Source organism: Gordonia sp. NPDC003425, assembly GCF_053588635.1.
The window spans coordinates 1-19,383 of the sequence record NZ_JBSFQI010000010.1 but is presented as its reverse complement, the minus strand read 5'-3'; the positions used below and the strand labels follow the sequence as shown (position 1 = coordinate 19,383).

16 protein-coding genes are annotated in these 19,383 nt (G+C 68.2%); 4 read left to right on the top strand and 12 right to left on the bottom strand.

What is annotated here, in order from left to right:
• Positions 1-39: 39 nt before the first annotated feature.
• On the bottom strand, positions 40-660 hold the full coding sequence (locus tag ACWDTD_RS13330) for a LysE/ArgO family amino acid transporter (RefSeq protein WP_449747590.1): 621 nt from the start codon (positions 658-660) through the stop codon (positions 40-42).
• A gap of 71 nt (positions 661-731) precedes the next feature.
• Here ACWDTD_RS13330 and ACWDTD_RS13325 point away from each other — a divergent pair, with 71 nt between their 5' ends.
• Positions 732-1,655 carry a LysR family transcriptional regulator ArgP gene (locus tag ACWDTD_RS13325; RefSeq protein WP_449747589.1) on the top strand — a complete coding sequence of 308 codons (924 nt, stop codon included), beginning with the start codon at positions 732-734 and terminating at the stop codon, positions 1,653-1,655.
• 25 nt (positions 1,656-1,680) lie between these two features.
• Here the strand turns inward: ACWDTD_RS13325 and ACWDTD_RS13320 are convergent, their stop codons facing one another.
• The 3 genes from ACWDTD_RS13320 to ku are packed head-to-tail and all read right to left on the bottom strand — an operon-like array spanning position 1,681 to position 4,732.
• Positions 1,681-2,412, bottom strand: a complete 732-nt coding sequence (locus ACWDTD_RS13320) for an SGNH/GDSL hydrolase family protein (RefSeq protein WP_449747588.1) — start codon at positions 2,410-2,412, stop codon at positions 1,681-1,683.
• A gap of 6 nt (positions 2,413-2,418) precedes the next feature.
• Positions 2,419-3,723 carry an MFS transporter gene (locus ACWDTD_RS13315; protein WP_449747698.1) on the bottom strand — a complete coding sequence of 435 codons (1,305 nt, stop codon included), beginning with the start codon at positions 3,721-3,723 and terminating at the stop codon, positions 2,419-2,421.
• A 55-nt stretch (positions 3,724-3,778) separates the two neighbouring features.
• Positions 3,779-4,732, bottom strand: a complete 954-nt coding sequence (ku, locus tag ACWDTD_RS13310) for a non-homologous end joining protein Ku (protein WP_449747587.1) — start codon at positions 4,730-4,732, stop codon at positions 3,779-3,781.
• 95 nt (positions 4,733-4,827) lie between these two features.
• Between ku and ACWDTD_RS13305 the strand changes: the two genes are divergently transcribed.
• The 3 genes from ACWDTD_RS13305 to ACWDTD_RS13295 are packed head-to-tail and all read left to right on the top strand — an operon-like array spanning position 4,828 to position 8,816.
• Positions 4,828-7,218 carry an ATP-dependent DNA ligase gene (locus ACWDTD_RS13305; protein ID WP_449747586.1) on the top strand — a complete coding sequence of 797 codons (2,391 nt, stop codon included), beginning with the start codon at positions 4,828-4,830 and terminating at the stop codon, positions 7,216-7,218.
• 45 nt (positions 7,219-7,263) lie between these two features.
• Positions 7,264-8,025 (top strand): dienelactone hydrolase family protein, encoded by a 762-nt coding sequence (locus ACWDTD_RS13300; RefSeq protein ID WP_449747585.1) that lies wholly within the window; start codon positions 7,264-7,266, stop codon positions 8,023-8,025.
• A 53-nt stretch (positions 8,026-8,078) separates the two neighbouring features.
• Positions 8,079-8,816 carry a metallophosphoesterase family protein gene (locus tag ACWDTD_RS13295; protein WP_449747584.1) on the top strand — a complete coding sequence of 246 codons (738 nt, stop codon included), beginning with the start codon at positions 8,079-8,081 and terminating at the stop codon, positions 8,814-8,816.
• 9 nt (positions 8,817-8,825) lie between these two features.
• Here ACWDTD_RS13295 and ACWDTD_RS13290 read toward each other — a convergent pair whose 3' ends face one another.
• The 8 genes from ACWDTD_RS13290 to ACWDTD_RS13255 all read right to left on the bottom strand — a co-directional run bounded on the left by ACWDTD_RS13290 (position 8,826) and on the right by ACWDTD_RS13255 (position 19,284).
• Positions 8,826-11,120 carry a SulP family inorganic anion transporter gene (locus ACWDTD_RS13290; protein WP_449747583.1) on the bottom strand — a complete coding sequence of 765 codons (2,295 nt, stop codon included), beginning with the start codon at positions 11,118-11,120 and terminating at the stop codon, positions 8,826-8,828.
• 94 nt (positions 11,121-11,214) lie between these two features.
• Positions 11,215-12,237 carry a YdcF family protein gene (locus ACWDTD_RS13285; RefSeq protein WP_449747697.1) on the bottom strand — a complete coding sequence of 341 codons (1,023 nt, stop codon included), beginning with the start codon at positions 12,235-12,237 and terminating at the stop codon, positions 11,215-11,217.
• A 95-nt stretch (positions 12,238-12,332) separates the two neighbouring features.
• Positions 12,333-13,736, bottom strand: coding sequence for a hypothetical protein (locus tag ACWDTD_RS13280; RefSeq protein WP_449747582.1), 1,404 nt, complete (start codon positions 13,734-13,736; stop codon positions 12,333-12,335).
• Entirely contained in the window at positions 13,711-14,430 is a 720-nt protein-coding gene (locus ACWDTD_RS13275) for a hypothetical protein (RefSeq protein WP_449747581.1), read from the bottom strand. Before ACWDTD_RS13275 ends, ACWDTD_RS13280 begins: the two co-directional genes overlap by 26 nt.
• Before the next feature lie 120 nt (positions 14,431-14,550).
• Positions 14,551-16,068 carry an NAD(P)(+) transhydrogenase (Re/Si-specific) subunit beta gene (locus ACWDTD_RS13270; protein ID WP_449747580.1) on the bottom strand — a complete coding sequence of 506 codons (1,518 nt, stop codon included), beginning with the start codon at positions 16,066-16,068 and terminating at the stop codon, positions 14,551-14,553.
• On the bottom strand, positions 16,065-16,370 hold the full coding sequence (locus ACWDTD_RS13265) for an NAD(P) transhydrogenase subunit alpha (RefSeq protein ID WP_449747579.1): 306 nt from the start codon (positions 16,368-16,370) through the stop codon (positions 16,065-16,067). The genes ACWDTD_RS13270 and ACWDTD_RS13265 overlap by 4 nt, the downstream gene beginning before the upstream one ends.
• Positions 16,370-17,455 (bottom strand): Re/Si-specific NAD(P)(+) transhydrogenase subunit alpha, encoded by a 1,086-nt coding sequence (locus ACWDTD_RS13260; protein ID WP_449747578.1) that lies wholly within the window; start codon positions 17,453-17,455, stop codon positions 16,370-16,372. Before ACWDTD_RS13260 ends, ACWDTD_RS13265 begins: the two co-directional genes overlap by 1 nt.
• 230 nt (positions 17,456-17,685) lie before the next feature.
• Positions 17,686-19,284: a molybdopterin-dependent oxidoreductase gene (locus tag ACWDTD_RS13255; RefSeq protein WP_449747577.1), complete on the bottom strand. Its 1,599-nt coding sequence runs from the start codon at positions 19,282-19,284 to the stop codon at positions 17,686-17,688.
• Between the last annotated feature and the right edge of the window lie 99 nt (positions 19,285-19,383).

Genomic DNA, 19,383 nt, shown 5'->3' with positions numbered 1-19,383 from the left:
AGGGGAAGAATATTCTTCCCCTACTTTCGGCTCGGGTCCTCACGCCGACAGCAGCAGCGCGCTGCCCATGCCGACCATGATCACCGCGACCGCGGCGTCGAGGATCTGCCAGGCGCGGGGCTTGGCGAACAGCGGCGCCAGCCTGCTTCCGCCCCGGCCGAGCAGCGTGAACCATACGACGCTGGCCACGCACGCGCCGACGGCGAACGCCCATCTGCCCGTGCCGTGACTGTTCGCGACGGCGCCCATGGTGAGCACCGTGTCGAGGTAGACGTGCGGATTGAGCCACGTCAGCGCGAGTGCGGCACCGACGGCGACCCATCGTGACGTGGTGCCCGCCGCAGCGGGTTCGGCGGCGATCGCGGCGCTGCCGCGCAGGCACCGCCGCGCGGCGAGCAGTCCCAGAACGATGACGTAGGCGCCCCCGAGCACCTTGGCGAGCGTCACCACGGCGGGGTGCGCGGATACCAGTGCGCCGAGACCGGCAACCCCGGCGACGATGAGGACGATGTCGGAGACGGCGCAGACCGCGATGACCGGGTCGACGTGCGCGCGCTGGACGCCTTGCCGCAGCACATACACGTTCTGCGGGCCGATGGCCACGATGAGGCCGGCGCCGGTGAGGAGTCCGGCGACCGCGGCGAGGAGGTAACTGGTCACGATCCCGACGCTAGGACCCGCAAGAACACAAATCCAGCGAATGTTTTTGACGGATCATTAGACTGTCTTATGTGGATTTGGGTCGCGACGGTCTTCTCACGCTCACCGCGGTGCTCGACGCGGGCACCTTCGAGGCCGCTGCCGACCGGCTGCACGTGACTCCGTCGGCGGTGAGTCAGCGCATCAAGGCGATGGAGACCGCGGTGGGCCGGGTGCTGGTGCGCCGGACCAAGCCGATCACCGCCACCCGCGACGGCGAGGTACTGCTCCGGTTGGCGCGGCAGTGGGAGTTGCTCGCCGCGGAGGCCGACGTCGAACTGACCGGCGCCGCCCCGGCTGGTGACACCGGCACGGCGCTCGCCGACCTGCCGCGGGTGGTCCTGCCGATCGCCGTCAACGCCGACTCACTGGCCACCTGGCTGATGCCGCCGCTGGCCCGGTTCCACCGCGAGCACCCGGTGGCGGTGGAGGTGCTGCGCGACGACGAAGCGCTCAACGCGCAACTCCTCAAGACCGGTGACGTGATGGGCGCGATCACCTCCGACCCGGTACCCGTGCGCGGGACCACGGTGCGAGCACTCGGCGCGATGCGGTATCTGCCGGTGGCCACCCCGGAGTTCCTGCACACCTGGATGCCCGAGGGTCCCACCGCCGCAGCGCTGGCACGAGCCCCGATGGTGGTGTTCGACCGCAACGACCGGGTGCAACAGTCCGTGCTGGAACGTCTGACCTCGCCCACGCCCACACCGCCGACCGTGTACATCCCCGCATCCGCCGAGTACCACCGCGCAGTGGAGGCCGGAATCGGTTGGGGTGCAGTGCCACTCGCGCAAGCAGGGGACGCGTTGGCGGCGGGCGAGGTGATCCGGTTCACCGAGATGACCGTCGACGTCCCGCTCTACTGGCAGTACTGGACACTGGGGTCGGCGTTGCTGTCGGCACTCACCGATCTGATCGTCGAGGCCACCGACCGGGCCCTGGTGCACCTGCGCTGACGTGTGCGACGAGAGTCGTTGTGCGTCAAGGCCGGTGAGCGAACAGCGCCGACTCGATCTGATCGGCGTAGATGGCGTGAAACGTCGCCGACGGGTGAAAGCCGTCCGCCGCGAACAGATCGTCGCCCGGCGGTACGAAGCGGTCGAACCGGTACACCGCGGGATAGGCTGCGGACACATCGTCGGCGATCGCGTCGAAGTGTGCCGCCCGGGAGCCGAGTACCCGTGCGAGCGCCGGCGGAAGCGCGGGACACATCTGCAGGATCGGAACCGGAAGCAACACGACGCGCGCCGACGGAGCGGCCGCACTCACCTCGTCGAGGAGCGCGGTCAGGTCGGTCCGCCAGCGGGCCGCCGAGTGCATGTTCTTGGTGTCGTTGGCACCCACCGACACCACCACCACATCGGCGGCGCCCAGCACGTCCGCGTCGATCAGCGAGATGGTCTCGCGGGCGGTGTATCCCGTCCGCGCCAGCACCTGCCAGGCCACCGGTCCACCCGTTCGACGGGCGATGCGGGTGGCCACGCCACCGGCCAGCGTCGTCTCATGGTGAGTCACGCCCACCCCGCCGGCGAGGCTGTCGCCGAGGACCACCACGCGGGTCCGCCGACCGCTCGCCGGCTCCGCGATCACACCGTGGTCACCGGCGGCCTGCGGCAGCCGTATCACCACCCGGCGTGCCCGCAGGCCCTGCCACAACACCACCGGGGTACGCCACGAAGCGGCCGCGGCAAGCGTGACGATCTCATGGCGCACGGCGGGTCAACTCCGATCGTCGGCAAGCGTCGTCATGTGTACCTCGTCGCGCAGCGGATGGGCGACCTCGTCGCGCCAGAGCCGTGCCGCCAGGTAGCAGGCGGCCGCGACCGGTACCGGCAGGATACCGCCGAGGACGAAGGTGGCGGTGAGTCCGATCGCCTGACTCAGCGGCGCGGCAATGGCCATCGACACCGGCATCAGCACCACCGCCACGAAGAAGTCGAGGCTCGCGACCCGCCCCAGCAGCGCGGGCGGGACCCGGCGCTGCAGCAACGTGCCCCACAGCACCGACGGGGCGTCGAATCCGAATCCGAGCAGCGCACCGGCGACGATGAACAGCCACGTGTGCGCCGCCACGCCCATGACCACCAGCGACAGGCTCGACAGACCCCAGATCACGAACATGATCGACAGGTACCGGCGCGGCATCCGGATGGAGGCGAAGTACGCCGCGCCGATCGCGGCACCCCCGCCGTAGGCCGCCAGCACCAGCGCGTGGTCTTCGGCGCCACCATGCACGCGTTCGCGCAACGCGAAGGGCACCAGCACCTCCAGCGGTCCCATCGTGGCGAGCACCAGGATCGTGGCGAAGGCCAGCGTCGCCCACAGCCACGGGGTCCGCCAGACGTACCCGAAACCCTCGGCGAGGTCGGAGACCACCGAACGCACCGGATTGCCCAGGATCACCGCACGCGCGCGCGGCGGTAGCGGCGGCATCGTCAGATAGCAGGCGCCCGAGGCGATGCTGGCCACCGCGGCGAGCACGATGGCCGGACCCGGCGCCGTGGCCGCGATGATGAGGCCGGCGCTCAACGGACCCAGCGCCTGATACACCACGGGCCGTGCGAAACCTTCGATTCCGTTGGCGGCCTGCAGGTCTCGCGCCGCCACCACGCGCGGCAGCAACGCCGAGTAAGCCGGGTAGTACATGCCGACGGTCACCCCGCCGAGCAGGGCGACCACCACCACAGCCGGCAATGTCAGCACCCCGAGCATCGACGCGACACCGGCCGCGCCGAAGGCCAGCATCTTGACGATCTCCAGGCCGATGATGATGGAGCGTTGCGACACCCGGTCGGCGAGCACGCCACCGGCGAGCGTGGACACCACCATGCCCACCGCCGAGACACCCGACGCCCACGCCACCTGCCCGGGCCCGCCGCCCAGCGCGATCACCTGCCACACCAGCGCGATGGTCCAGACGCCGTCGGCGAACATCGCCAGGATCAGTCCGGTGACCAGCCGGCGGAAGGTGCCATCGGCCAGCGGGCGCAGGGCGCGCGGCAGGCGGGTGGCGGGGGTCGACACGGTCACTCACAGAGCATGCCGCAGCGGCCGGGTCCTCAGCCAGCGGTTTTGGCCGTCAACTCGCCGCCCGCTTCTTCGCGGCCGCCTTTTTCGCCGGGGCCTTCTTTGCTGCCGTCTTCTTCGCCGGAGCCTTCTTTGCGGCGGCCTTCTTGGCCGGTGCTTTCCGGCCGGTCGTCTTCGCGGCCGTCGACTCGTCCTCGTCGGACGCGTCGCCGCTGTCCGACGAGCCCCCGCGATCCTTCACCGAAGCACGTAGCGCGGCAAGGAGATCGGCGACCTCGGAATCGTCGTCGGATGCCGGTGTCTCGGCCTCCTCGGGGAATGCCTGCGACCCGTCGGCCTTGGCCTCGATCAGCTTGGCCAGTTCCTCCTGATAGGTGTCGGAGAACTCGGTGGGGTCGTAGTCGGTGGCCATCGAATCGATCAGCGACGACGCCATTTTCAATTCCTGGTCGCGGATCGGGACGTCCTCGTCGAGGAAGCCGAAATCGGGTTTACGCACCTCGTCGGGCCACAGCAGCGTCTGCAGGGTCATCACACCACGTCCGGTGACGCGCAATGCGGCCATCCGCGTGCGGTTGCGCAGGGTGAACGAGGCGATCGCCAGCCGCTCGGTCTCCTGCAGCGCCTTGGCGAGCAGCACATACGCCTTGGGGGATTTCGACGACGGTTCGAGATAGTAGGGCTTGTCGAAGAAGATCGGATCCACCTGGTCGATCGGCACGAACTCGAGGATCGAGATCTCCGGACTCTTCTGCACCGGAAGGGTCGCGAGATCGTCCTTGGTGAGGATGACCGGCCGGCCCTCCTCGGATTCGTAGGCGTTGGCGATGTCGCCGAAATCGACCTCGATGTCGGTGCCCTCTCGCACCCGCCGATATCGAATCCTGGTGCCGTCGGAGGAGTCGACCTGATAGGACTTGCGGTCGTGGCTTTCCGTGGCCGAGTACACCTTGACCGGCACGTTGACCAGACCAAAGCTCAGATCGCCCTTCCAGATCGAGCGCATGCGCCCCATTGTGCCATCCGCGCAGCCCGATTGTGGTCACCCTGAACTCACGCAACGCCACAATCGGTGGCTCTCAACCTGGGCACAATGGAGTCATGGCGCCCGAACAGAGTCTGGAGATCGACGGCCGGTCGGTCTCCCTGACAAATCTGTCGAAGGTGCTCTATCCCGCCGAGTCCGGTGTTCACGGGGCCACCCGCAAGGTCGACGTCGTCGACTACTACGCGCGGATCGCGCCGGTGATGCTGCCGCACCTGAAGCGACGCCTGATCACCCGCAAACGCTGGCCCAACGGGGTGGAGTCCACACCGTTCTTCGAGAAGGACCTGCCCGCGGGCGCACCCGACTGGGTGCCGCGCTTCCGGGTGGAACACAGCGAACGGCCCATCACCTACGTCATGGCCGATTCGGCGGCGACGCTGGTGTGGCTGGCGCAGATGGCGGCGCTGGAACTGCATACGCCGCAATGGCTGGTGCCCGCTGAGGACACCGCGCAGACGCACTCGGGTCGCAGACCCGGAAAGTCGAGCGGCGCCAAGGGGATCGACGGCATCCGGGCCAACCGCCTGGTCCTCGACCTCGATCCCGGGCCGTCGGTGACGCTGGAGCGGTGCGCGGAGGTGGCACTGCGGATCCGCGACATGCTGTCGGCCGCCGGTCTGGATTCCTATCCGGTCACCAGCGGCGGCAAGGGGATTCACGTCTACGCCCGTTTCGAGCGGCCGGTGGCACCCGACTCCGCCCGTGCGGTGGCCAAGGAGATCGCCACGGCGCTGGCCGCCGCTCATCCCGACATGGTCACCGCGACGATGTCGAAATCGGTGCGTGAAGGTCGGGTGTTCATCGACTGGAGTCAGAACAGTGCGTCGAAGACCACCCTGGCCCCCTACTCGCTGCGCGGACGCGCGCAGCCGTGGGTCGCCGCGCCGCGGACCTGGGACGAGCTCGCCGAACCCCACCTGGCCCAGCTGCTCTACCCCGAGGTGCTCGAGCGGGTGACCACCCACGGCGACCTGCTGGCCGGTCTCGACGATCCCACGCCCGCGGCGGCTGACGTCGCGTCCGAGCCGATCGGCGTGATCGACCTGGGCGAGTATCGCCGCAAACGGGACGAATCGAGGACACCGGAACCGTTCGGTGACGACACCGAGCCGAGCGCGGCTTCCGCGGCGCCCGTCTTCGTGATCCAGGAACACCATGCGCGGCGCCTGCACTACGACTTCCGGCTCGAACGCGACGGGGTGCTGGTGTCGTGGGCGGTGCCGAAGAATCTGCCCATCGACCCCGACCAGAACCGGTTGGCCGTACAGACCGAGGATCACCCCCTGGCCTACGCCGACTTCGCCGGCGACATCCCGGCCGGCGAGTACGGCGGCGGGCACGTGGACATCTGGGACCGCGGCACCTATGAGACCGAGAAGTGGCGCGACAACGAGATCATCGTCCGGCTGCACGGGCAGCGGGTGCAGGGACGCTACGCGCTGATCAAGACCGGGAACAAGAACTGGCTCGCCCATCTGATGAGCGACGAACCGCGGCCCATCCTGCCCGACAGCCTGCGCCATCCCCGGCCGATGCTGGCCACCGACGAGCCGGTGGACGGGCTCGACGGACGCGACTGGGCGTTCGAGGGCAAATGGGACGGCTATCGCATCCTGGTGCGCTGGATCGGCGGCGAGTTCGCCCTCACCTCCCGCTCGGGCATCGACATGACCGCCGACTTTCCCGAATTACGTTCCATCACAGACGATCTGGGTTTGATCGACGTGGTCCTCGACGGCGAGGTGGTGGCGCTCGACGCCACCGGCCGCACCAACTTCACACTCCTGACCGCACGCAACAACACCGACGAGCCGTACGAACTCAAGCTCTACCTGTTCGACATCCTCTACCTCAACGGCACGTCGCTGCTGCGCAAACCGTGGTCGCAGCGCCGGGCACTGCTCGACGAACTCGCACCGGCGTTCAAACGCTCACAGCACGTGGAGATCCCCGCGCTGCTTCCCGGACCGGGTGCCAAAGCCGTCGAGTTCAGCCGCGAACACGGCATGGAAGGGGTGGTGGCCAAACGCCGCTCGTCGGTCTATCAGCAGGGACGACGCAGTAGTTCCTGGCTCAAACACAAGAACTGGAGCGACATCGAGGTGGTGGTCGGCGGCTACCGCCTCGGCCGCGGCAACCGTGCGGGCACGATCGGCTCACTGCTCCTCGGGCTGCCGGAGGAGACCGGGCTGCGCTACGTGGGCCGGGTGGGTACCGGCTTCACCGACGCCCAGCTCACCTCGCTCGCCGGTGAACTCGAACCCCTCCGGATCTCGCGGAGTCCCTTTCTGGACAAACTCGACCGGCCGGTGGAATCCACCGCCATCTGGGTGCTGCCCAAGATCGTGGGCGAGGTGCGGTTCATGGACTGGACCAGCACCGGCCATCTGCGACACCCCAGCTGGCGGGGTATCCGCCGCGACAAACTCCCCGGCGACCTATGACACCCCGTAGCCCCCAGCAGTGTCACCCCCGATGAAGGAGGTCCGATGACCACGATCAGCGGCGAGACGATCGAGGTACCGACGCCCGACGGCACCGCCGAGGCCTATCTGACGCGACCACCCGAAACACGCAGCGGCGACACCCATCCGGGAGTGTTGTTCATCGTCGACGCGATCGGGTTACGCGCACAGACCCGCAAGATGGCCGACCGTATCGCGTCGTGGGGCTACACCGTGCTGGTGCCGCACCTGTTCTACCGTGACGGCTCGGCCGACGAGCTGGCGCCCGAGGACGATCTGCTCGATGCGCAGAGCCGTGATGCCTTCTTCGCGGTCGCCCTGCCGCGGATGCGGGCGCTGACACCGGAGGTGGTCACGCCCGACCTCTCCGCGTACATCGACGCACTGCAGAAGGTGGCACCGGGACCGATCGCCGTGACCGGTTACTGTGCCGGCGGGCGGCTGGCCCTGCTCGCCGCGGCCACCCGGCCCGACGACGTGGCCGCGGTCGCGCTGTTCCACACCGGTGGACTGGTGATCGATTCTCCGCAGAGTCCGCACCTGTGGCTGGGCACCGTGTCGGCGACCCTGCTCGCCGTGCACGCCGACCGGGACCGCTCGATGCCCGCGGAGGCGATCGCCCGGTTCGAGCATGCGCTGATCGAATCCGGGGTCACCCACATCGCCACGGTCTACCCGGGCGCACCGCACGGATACACGATGGCCGACACCGACGCCTACAACCACGACGCCGCGGAATACCACTACCGCGAGCTGCGCAAGCTACTCGCGAACACCATCGGGTGAGCGCACGCGATCACCCTTGGCTAGCCTCAGGTGAGCCGATCTCAGGAGAGCCCTTGTTCGTCGTCGCCCACATCAGCGACCTCCACTTCAATGGAACGCGGTTCAACCGTGCCCGCATCGAGTCGACGCTGAGCTACATCAACGCGCGTGCCGACGGTATCAACGCGCTGCTGGTCACCGGGGACATCGCCGACGAGGGCTCGCCGAGCGAGTATCGCGAGGCGGGCCTGGTGCTCGACAGCCCGTTGCCGATGCTGATCACCGCGGGCAACCACGATGTGCGCGAGACATTCAGCCAGGGACTGCTGGGCGCGGAGTCGTCGGAGCCGATCAACGCCTCACGACTGATCGACGGGGTGCTGTTCGTGGTGGTCGACAGCTCCATCCCCGACCGCAACGACGGTTTCATCGACGACGCCACCATCGCCTGGATGTCCGAACGCATCGGCGAGGTGCCACCGGAGACACCGGTCTTCGTGGCGTTCCATCACCCCCCGGTGATCCTCGACATGCCGTTCATGGACACCATCCGCCAGACCGGTGAGGAGCGGGTGGCCGGGCTGGTGGCACGCCACCCCAACATCGTCGCGTTCCTGTGCGGCCATGCGCACACCCCCGCGGTCACCCGCTTCGCCGACCGCCCGCTGTGCGTGGCACCGGGCGTGGCGTCGACGCTGAACCTGCCGTTCGAGGGCAAGGACATCATCAACCGCGGCCAGCCCCCGGGGATCGCGTTCCACATCCTCGACGGTCAGCGGGTGATCACCCACTTCCGTTCGGTCATGTTCTGAGCGAGTCGGTCAGGTTGTGAGCGATCCCGCGGCCACCGGCGACACGAGGTGTCCCCCACCGGCCGGACAGATGCCGTGCGCGGTGACCTCGAGGACACGCGCGGTGCCGATGTCGAAGAAGAGGCCGACGATCCGCAGCCGCGCCTCGGCCGCGGCCCGACCCACGAGTGGGTGGCGACTGAGTTTCTCGACCTGTTTGGCCACGTTGACCACCGCCAGCTGATCGACCTCGTTGAAGCCCATGGCGGCTGCGGCCCGGCCTGCCGGGTGGCCCAGTTGCAGTGCGGCCAGCGAGGGGCGTGCCTGCCAGAGCCAGCGGTCGACCGCCGAGACCGGGCCCTCACCCGCCTCACCGGACGATGTGTCACCTGATGCCCCGTCACCGGATGCCACCGAATCGTTGAGCAGCGCACGCATGGCGCCGCACGCGGAATGACCGCACACCACCACCGAGGTCACGCCGAGCTCGCCGACAGCGAAATCCAGTGCGGCGTCGACACTTTCCGCGGTTCCCCGCGGACCACCGACCACATTGCCGACGTTTCGCATGGTGAACAGGTCACCCGGGCCGCTCGAGGTGATGATGTTGGGCATGATCCGCGAGTCGGCGCAGGTGAGGAAGAAGGCATCCGGCTCCTGGTACTCCACGACATCGTCGAGGTGTGCCCGCAACACATCCGAGTGGTCGCGGTGATACTCGGCCACACCGGACATGATCGACCGCAACTGTGGCGGCACCTCGGTGGCACCGGAATCGTCGACGTCGATGCGGGCGCTGCGCCACGGGGTCAGGCCGATCACCCCGCCGGTGTGCCTGCGCGGCGGCGCAAGCGGCGCGTGCTCGAGCCGGGCCTTACCCCGCTCACGCAACGTCACCGCACCACCGGCCGCACGATGCGCGCGCATCCAGTCCTCGAGCATCTCCGACGCCGCGTGATCGAGGAAGTCGGTGTCGAGTTCGACGGTGACGTCGGCCTCCGGCGGCACCTTGCGCAGGGCGGCATTCAGCCGCGGCAGCGACAGGAAGCTCAACGATCCGCGGACGCGGATTAGCCAATCGTCGGTTCCGGCAACCGGTTGCGACCGGAGGTCGGCCCGGATCACCCGCCACAGCACCAGGATCACCGCCAACGTCAGGCCGATCGCCACACCTTCGAGCAGGTTCAGGAACACCACGCCCGCCACGGTGACGCCGTACACCCAGAGGTCGCCGGTGCGCAGCGCCGTCCTCATGTGCGCGAGCTTGACCAGCTGCATGCCGATCACCACGAGGAGTCCGGCCAGCGCGGCGGTGGGAATCTGTTCCACGAGGCCGGTCAGGAACACCGCGAACACGAACACCCACACACCGTGCAGGACCGCCGACCAGCGGGTTCGCGCTCCGGCGGCGACGTTCGCGGTGCTTCGCACGATGACCCCGGTGACCGGTAGCCCACCGATCATTCCCGAGACGATGTTGGCACTGCCCTGTCCGAGCAGTTCGCGGTTGAAGTTGCTGCGCGGCCCGTCATGCAACTTGTCCACCGCGACCGCCGAGAGCAGCGACTCCACGCTGGCGATCAGTGCGACGGTGATGACGCCCAACGCGAACGCACCCCAGCCGCCGCTCGGGAGTTCGGGCAGCGAGATGGCTTCGAAGAAGTTGCCGTTCAGGGTGACCCGATCGACGTCGAGCCCGGCCACCAGTGCCAACAGCGTGGCGGCGACGATCGCCGCCAGCGGCGCCGGCACCTTCCGGATCAATGGGGGCAGATACTTCCAGGTCAGCATCAGCACGATCACCACGGCACCGATCGCGGCGTCGGCCCAGTTGATGTCGGCGAGGCTGCCGGGCAGCGCCCCGAGGTTCTCGGCCGCCGAACTCTCCGATCTCGCGCCCAGCAGCACGTGAATCTGCTGCAGGGCGATGGTGATTCCGATACCGGCGAGCATCGCGTGGACCACCACCGGGGCGATGGCCAGTGCCGCGCCGGCAATTCGACTCGCGCCGAACACGATCTGCAGTATCCCCGCCCCCACCGTGATGGCGCAGGTGGTCTTCCAGCCGAATTCCGCGATGAGCCCCGCGACCACCACCGTCAGACCCGCGGCCGGTCCGCTCACCTGCAGTGGGCTACCTCCGATGAGACCTGCGACCACCCCACCGACCACCGCGGCGATCAGTCCGGCCATCACGGGCGCGCCGGATGCGACCGCTATCCCGAGCGAAAGTGGCAGTGCCACAAGAAATACCACGAGGGAGGCGGGCACGTCGTACTTCAGTAGGTCACTGGGACGGGGAAAGAACCCGGTAGTTGCCGACATGGCACGAACGTACCTATGTAACGACTTGGACACAGCCCCCGAGTTTGGTTTGTGAGGGCTTCTGCGCACCTCGAGGGGCTGTGGCCGATGTCACTCAGCTCGTCGATCCGCTCCCGAGTAACTGCTGCAGGATCTTGCCACCGATCTCGGGGATGAGGCCGGGTCCGGTATCGGGCAGGTTCTGCGGAAGGTCCTGCGGTAGCTGCAATCCCGATTGCTTGGTGGCCGGGATCTTCCCGGTCCGGGTGGCCTCGAGGCGGATACCCTTCTGCTGATCCCTGGTGAGCGGGCTCGTGTATTTGCCGATGTCGGTGGCGGTGGTGACAGTGGCCACCACACGCAGACCGGTTGCCGCGAAATCCGCTGCGCCGCGACGGATATGGTTCGGGGAGGTCACCAGGACGATGTCCCGGATGCCACGCGAGGCGAGGATCGCGGCAGTGTTCTGGGCGTTGGCGACGGTGGAACCCGACTTGTCCTCGGGCGTGATCCTGCTTCCGGCCACCCCGTTGGCGACGAGCCACTTCTGCATCGCGGCGGCCTCGGTGACCCCCTTCTTCGGCACTCCCCCGGTGACCACGATCGGCAACGCGGGGCTCGCGTCGGCCTGCGACTTGCCCGCGGTGAGCCGGTTGACGAGCTCGGGGGCCATCGTCCCGTCGGCGCCGAGGCCGTAGCCGAGGATGACGATGGCGGGGCTGCCGGACACGGACTTGGGCGTGGTGTCGGGCACGATCGCGGCGGCTGCGGTGACACCCTCGATGATGTTGCGGGCGGTGGTGGCCAGCGTCGGGTTGATCATGGTGAGGCGGCTCAGCGCCGCCTTGCTGGTACCGGAATCGTCGGCCTGGTCGGCCCAGACCGCCTGCAGCGCAAGGCTGTCGGCGTCGGCGGGGGCCACCGTCAGTGCCTGCTTGAGGACGTCGAGTCCGCCGGCGACGTCGCCACCGGCGAACTTCTGCTGCGCCGAGTTGTACAGCGAGGCCGGATCGATCGAGGTGGCCGTCGTGTGCACCGGGATGTGGTCGACGGTGGGCAGTGCACCGAGCCCGCCGCCCACGGCAGCGGCCGCGATCACCGCCACCGCGGTGTATCGGAACCGTTTCACTCTCGTCACACGAGTCACTCGCGTAACAGTAGGCGGTGGCGGCAACAACGGGGCCGCGAGCGGGTGTCGGGTCGGTAACGCACCGCCCGGAGCGGTGAACCGCCTCAGCCCACCCCGTTGAGGCGGTCCACCGACGCGAACAGGTCACCGATCGAATAATTGTCCACGGCAACATAATTAGGGATCATGCCACGCTCGGCGCGGCACTGTTCGAGCCGGTTGAACAAGACTTCCTCGCGGTTGACCTCACCGGCGTCGCGGATTCGGGTGCTGAAGTTGCTCAACCAGTGATTCACCAGGAACAGCGGCGCATCCGGCGCTCCCCGAAAGTGCGCGCAGGAGAAGTCTTCTGCGGTGTGGAACTCGTACGGGGTGTCCTGCACCCAGGTATTGCCGTCGAGGAGCCACGGGCGCTCCGGACCGCCGCCGACGTTCTCGTGGAGCCAGACCAGCCGGTGGCCCGAGTCGATCATCTCGCGCAGCGTCGGCCACGGCTCTCCCGGCACCGGGGTGTAGAGCATGTCGTAGAGGCCGGCCTCGCGCAGCATCGTCTCCACGTCGGCGGGGCGCACCATGTCCTGGACGAAGAAGGTGACGACCTCGCGCGGATGCCGGTCCATCCATTCCCGCACCTTCACCATCAACGGCAACCACTCGGTGGACCCCAGCTCGCACAGTTCGTGACACAGATAGGGCCGTACCGGCCCGACAGGGGTGAGATTCAGCGAATCACGCACCCGCAGCGCACTTTCGAGAACCCCGGGACCGTAGGTCGCCTCCGCGGCGGCGTAGGCCTGCGCGCGGCTGTCCTCGGTGTTGGCCACGATCGGTGGTTTGTTGGAGACCTGTCCGTACCAGCTGTCGATGAGGAAGACCCGGACACCGTCGTCGAGCTGGCCCATCACTCCGGTCTTCTGCTCGGCGATGAACCAGCCGTTGCCGTCCTGCGCCGACATCGAGTTGTGCGTCGCCGGGAACGCCACATCGGTGTAGCGGCGATCGCACAGTTCGCGGTGCCCGTTGCACCCGTCCGGGTCGGCCCGCGTGGTCAGGCTCAACGGTGGCGTGGCCTGCGACCACGCCAGCACCCCGGTCAGCGCGGCCAGCGCGATCACCGCCAGGATCGCCACCGACGGGATGGCGAATCGCATCGCACGGCGACGACTCGCACTCGTGCGTGACTGTGTGACGAGGGCGTAGACGAGTTCGCGGACTCCGAACAGCAGCAACACCACCCCGGCCACGGCCGCGGCACACGTCAACATCGCCTGCGGCCGCAGTACCGCGAGCACACCCACCAGCACCAGCACACCACCGCGCGCGGCGATCGCCGACAACGTGCGCGGGCGGCGAACCACGGTGTCGATCAGTCGCTCGCGCAACTCCTCGAGATCCGCGACCGGACTCATGGTGCCCGCCGCGCGGACGGCCAGCCCGAGTACGAGAGCGATCACCGCGATGATCCACAGCCGCCCGTCCACCTCATGCCACCGCGACCCCGACGGCATTCGCCAGATCGTCGGTCGGGGTGAACGCGGCGATCACGGTGGCCGCGAGGATCAGCGCGACCAGGCCCGCGGCCATCCACACCACGGCGTCGCCGAAAGTGATCGCCATCGTCGACAGGCGTCGGTGGCGCCCGGCACCGATCGGCGGGCGCAGAAAGGCCGCACCGAGCAACAGCACCACGCCGATCAGCGGCAGCAGCCACGCCAACACCCGCACCCAGTGGGCCACGGCGATCAGCCGGTTGTCGATGCTGCTCGCGCCGATCGACGACAGGGTGGCATCCATGTTGGCCGGAAGGCGTGCGGCGAGATCGGGTCTCACCGTGCGCAGCGCCGCAACGGTCACCGCGCCCAGGTCGGCCAGGCGCAGCACCACATTGGCGTCGCCGGTGGTCAGCGAACGATGGATCGACGCGGTGGCCGCACGTACCGCAGGTCCGGCGGCGGGACTCGACACCGCCGAGATCGACACCTGCTCGACCAGCGGCCGCAGCGCGACGAGTTCCGGCGAGGCCCCGATCACCTTGTCGGAGACCACCAGCCCCAACTGCCGGGCCACCGCCGGCTCCTGCCGCATCGAGTCGACGTGCGCCGCGAATCGGTCACTGTTGACCGCCTCGCGATTGGCCACGCCGGCCAGCAATCCCACCAGCAGGCATACGGTGCCCAGGACGAAGAGGACACGCGCCGACACCGACCGGATCATGATTGAGCACACTAGTCCCGCCGGTGGCCCGACCCCCGGCGATGACCCGCATCGATGTGTGATCGGCGCGAAACGACGGCTCGCATGACCAACAGCTACGACGCGGCGCTACAGCGCCTTGAGTTCCTCCACCACGCTGTCGACCGACTTCTTCGCGTCCCCGAACAGCATCGAGGTGTGGTCGGCGAAGAACAGCGGATTCTCGATACCGGCATATCCGGACGACATCGAGCGCTTGAGCACGATCACCGACCGTGCCTCGTCGACGTTGAGGATCGGCATGCCGTGGATCGGTGAACTCGGATCGTTGCGCGCGGCCGGATTGGTCACGTCGTTGGCGCCGATCACGATGGCGACGTCGGTGCGGCTGAATTCGCCGTTGATGTCGTCCATCTCCTTCATCGAGTCGTAGGGCACGTCGGCCTCGGCCAGCAGCACGTTCATGTGTCCCGGCATGCGTCCGGCGACGGGGTGGATGGCGTACTTCACCTCGACGCCCTTGCTCTCGAGCAGCGACGCCATCTCCTTGACCGCGTGCTGGGCCTGCGCGACGGCGAGTCCGTAACCGGGCACCACGATCACCTGGTTGGCGTAGGCCATCTGGATCGCGGCGTCGGCCGCCGAGGTGGCCTTGACCGTGCCACCCGCGGCACTCATGCCACCGGCTCCGCCCTCGTCGCCGCCACCGAAGGAACCGAAGACGATCGCGGGGATCGACCGGTTCATCGCCTTGGCCATCAGGTTGGTCAGGATCGAACCGGACGCGCCGACGATCATGCCCGCCACGATCATGGCCTGGTTGTTCAGCGCGAGACCTGCTGCGGCCGCGGACAATCCGGTGAGCGCGTTGAGCAGCGAGATCACCACCGGCATGTCGGCGCCGCCGATCGGGAACACCACGAACAGTCCCATCACGCCGGAGATGATCAACAGCGCGACGATCCAGTACCACGGCGTGGCCGTGGACGAATCGGCCTTGAGTCCGATGATCACGGCGATCACGACCGCGGCAATGGCCAGCACGATGTTGGCCGCCTGAAAGAGCTTGGCGGAGGCGACGAGTCGCTTCTCGAGGTTCTTGTTGAGCAGTTCCTGCAGCTTCGCGAACGCGACGAGCGAACCCCAGAACGAGACCGAGCCGATGATCGCGGCGAACAGTGAGCCGACGATGACCGCGACGTCGGGGACCTGCCACACATTGGTGAAGCCGTCGGATTCGATGTACTCGGCCCACGCGATCAACGCGACGGTGCCACCACCGACGCCGTTGAACAGCGCCACCAGCTGCGGCATGGCGGTCATCTTGGTCTTGAGCGCGGGCGGGATGCCCAGCACCACACCGACGGCCAGGCCGACGATGATGAGAATCCAGTTGATGCCGGGCACCCCGGCGTCGCCGGCGTTGTTGTACACGCCCAGAAGCGTTGCGATGATCGCGATTCCCATACCGGTGGCCGCAATCCAGTTGCCACGCACCGCGGTCTTGGGGCCGGTCAGGCCCATCAGGCCGTAGATGAACAGCGAGAACGCGACGATGTAGAGGACGGTGACGCCGTAGCCGAGTCCTTCGCTGACCTGTCCCGTCGGACCGCTCGCGAGCACGGTGGGGGCGAGAGTGGCGCTCACTTCGCGGACTCCTTCTTACCCTTGAACATTCCGAGCATGCGGTCGGTCACCAGGAAGCCGCCGACCACGTTGAGCGTGCCGAAGATCAGCGCGATGAACGCGATGATCCGGGTACCCCAGTTGGCATCTGCGGGAAGCGAACCCAGCACCACCAGCGCGCCGAGCACCACGATGCCGTGAATGGCGTTGGTACCCGACATGAGTGGGGTGTGCAGGGTGTTGGGAACCTTGGAGATGACGGCGAATCCCACAAACCCGGCCAGAACCAGGATCGCGATGTTCGCGAGCAGACCGGTGTACATCAGGCCACGCTCTCTTTCTGGAGGGTCACGCACGCAGCCGCGACGACCTCGTCCTCGAAGTCCGGGGCTATCACGCCGTCGTCGCCGAGCATCAGGTCGATCAGCGCGAGCAGGTTCTTGGAGTACAACTCGCTGGAATGCTCGGGCATGGTGGCCGGCAGGTTCAGTGGCGAGGTGATGGTCACGTCGTGTTTGACCACCGTCTGCCCGGGCTCGGTGAGTTCGCAGTTGCCGCCGGTTTCGCCGGCCAGGTCGACCACCACGCTGCCCGGCTTCATGCCCTCCACCGCGGCGGCGGTGACCAGCCGCGGCGCCGGACGCCCGGGCACCAGCGCGGTGGTGATCACCACGTCGAATCCCTTGATGGCGTCCTCGAGGGCCTGCTGCTGCTTGGCGCGCTCGTCGTCGGTGAGTTCGCGTGCGTAGCCGCCCTCACCCGCGGCGTCGATGCCGAGGTCGAGCCACTGCGCACCCACCGACCGGACCTGCTCGGCGACCTCGGGCCGCACGTCGTATCCGGTGGTGCGGGCGCCGAGGCGCTTCGCGGTGGCCAGCGCCTGCAGTCCGGCCACGCCCACGCCGAGCACCAGGACGGTGGCGGGCTTGACCGTGCCGGCCGCGGTGGTGAGCATCGGGAAGAACCGCGTCGACAGGTCGGCGGCCACGATCACCGATTTGTAGCCCGCGACGTTGGCCTGCGAACTCAACGCGTCCATCACCTGGGCGCGCGAGATACGCGGGATGGCCTCCACCGCGTAGGCCTCCACGCCGGCGTCACGCAATGCACCGATCTTGTTGTCCGCGTTACGCGGTGCGAGGAAGCCGATCAGCTTCTGCCCGCTGCGCAGCCGCGCGATCTCGGAATCCGACGGTGGCGACACCCGCAACACCACATCGGCGGTGTACGGATCGCCGATCGTGGCGCCCGCCTCGGTGTACGCGTCGTCGGGGATCAGTGCCCCGAGTCCCGCACCCGATTCGACGATCACCGGGACCTTCTTGCCTACCAGCGCGGCGGCCACCTTGGGGACGAGCGCCACGCGACGCTCCCCATCGGCCGTCTCGCGCACGACACCCACACTCATGTCTTCGCTTCTTTTCTCACTCTGTCGGGTTTCGCGTCTGCGCGTCGATGACCGGGTCCGTGTTCGGGCCGATCACGCTCCTCGGACGCTGTCGAGCGCAGCCCGGGGGCTATCGCCACCCGAATACCGCGCCGTCTGAAATTCGGTGCGATGAACATAGCATGACGTCACCGGGCCAAGATCACAGCTATGGCCTTGCTCACAACCCGCCCGGCCGTGCCGGCAAACGGTCAGGACACGGTGTAGGTCCGCGAGTCCAATCCGGTGGCCCCGTCGGGGATGGGGGAGGCGAACTGTTCGGTCTGCGCCTTGCCCGTCATGTCGAACGCGCGACATTCCACGGTGTGGCGGCCGGGGGTGGCCTGCCAGGTGTAGCGCCACTGCCGCCACGTGTCGATGCTGTACTCGGTGGCCAGCTCGGCCTGCTGCCACGCGCCGTCGTCGATGCGCACCTGCACCGCGGAGATCCCGGTGTGCTGGGCCCAGGCGGTCCCCGCGACGATCACGGGCCCGGCCCGCAGTTCGCTGCCGTCGGCGGGCCGGTCGATCCTCGAGGCCAGTTTGATCGGACCCAGCGCCGACCAGCCGCGGGTGGTCCAGTAGGCCTGCGCGTCGGAGAATTTCGTCAACTCCCAGTCGACGACCCACTTGGTGGCCGACACGTAGCCGTACAGGCCGGGGATCACCTGGCGCACCGGGAAACCGTGTTCGACGGGCAGCGGGTCGCCGTTCATCGCGATCGCCAGCAACGCGTCGCGGTTGTCGGTGATCGCCGACACCGGGGTGCCACACGTCCAGCCGTCCGAACTCGTCGACAGCAGCATGTCGGCGCCGGGGCGGACACCGGCGCGTTCGAGCAGGGCCTTCATCGGGACGCCCTGCCAGCGTGCGTTGCCGATGAGGTCGCCGCCCACCTCGTTGGAGACACACGTCAGCGTCACCAGCCGCTCACTCATCGGCATCGCGAGCAGCTCGTCCCAGCTGATCGTGACCTCCTCGTCGACCATCCCGTGAATCCGCAGCGACCAGTCGGCGGTGGTCAGCTGCGGCACCTGCAGGGCGGTGTCGATGCGGTAGAAGGACGCGTTGTCGGTGACGAACGGGGTGGCGCCGGGGACGTCGAGGTCGGCGCCGGCGGGTATCGGCGGTGCCGGTGATGCGGGTGCCGGGATGCGCAGGCCGGCGCGGTCGGCGACGGTGCGCGCGGCGTCGGCGAGCAGCCGACGGCCGATCCCGCCCACCACGAGCGCGGCAGCCGCGATCCCGCCGGCGGTGAGCACGAACCGGCGGGACACCGGTGCCGAACGGCGCTCGCCGGAGGAGTCGGATGCGCCGTGTGCGTCACCTGTGTCGTCGTCGAGTCGCGCGATCAGGGTGCGCAGCACCGCCACCCCCACGAACCCGGCCAGCAGCGACGGCAGGACGAAGGTCCAGCGCGCGTCGGGGCGGCCGAACGCGGCGAGCGCACCGACGAGCCCGAACCCGGCGATCACCACGCTGCCGATCGGGGGTCGCCGTCGTTCGACGATGCCGCACGCCGCCGCGAGCGCCACGATGATCACCCCCATCCCGACGAACAGCGCGGTCTTGTCGGAGGTGCCGAAGGTGCCGATCGCCCATTCCCGGACGGCAGTGGGTGTGTGGTCGACCACCGTCGAACCCACCGCGAAGTAGGGCGAAGCGTTGGGCGAGACGGGCACGGCGGCCAGTTCACCCACCGCGAGTGCCGCACCGACGGCGACCACACCCGCGACGGCGGCGGCCACGCGGTGCGGTCGCGGGCGCCCGGCGGGCGCCGGGGGCCGCTCGAGCAGCTTGTCGGAGGTCACACCCCTTGATACCGGATATCCGGATGCGCCACGGCGATCTCGTCATTCACTCGAGTAGTAGAACGTGTTCTAGTTTTCGGCTATTCTCTGCGCATGGCT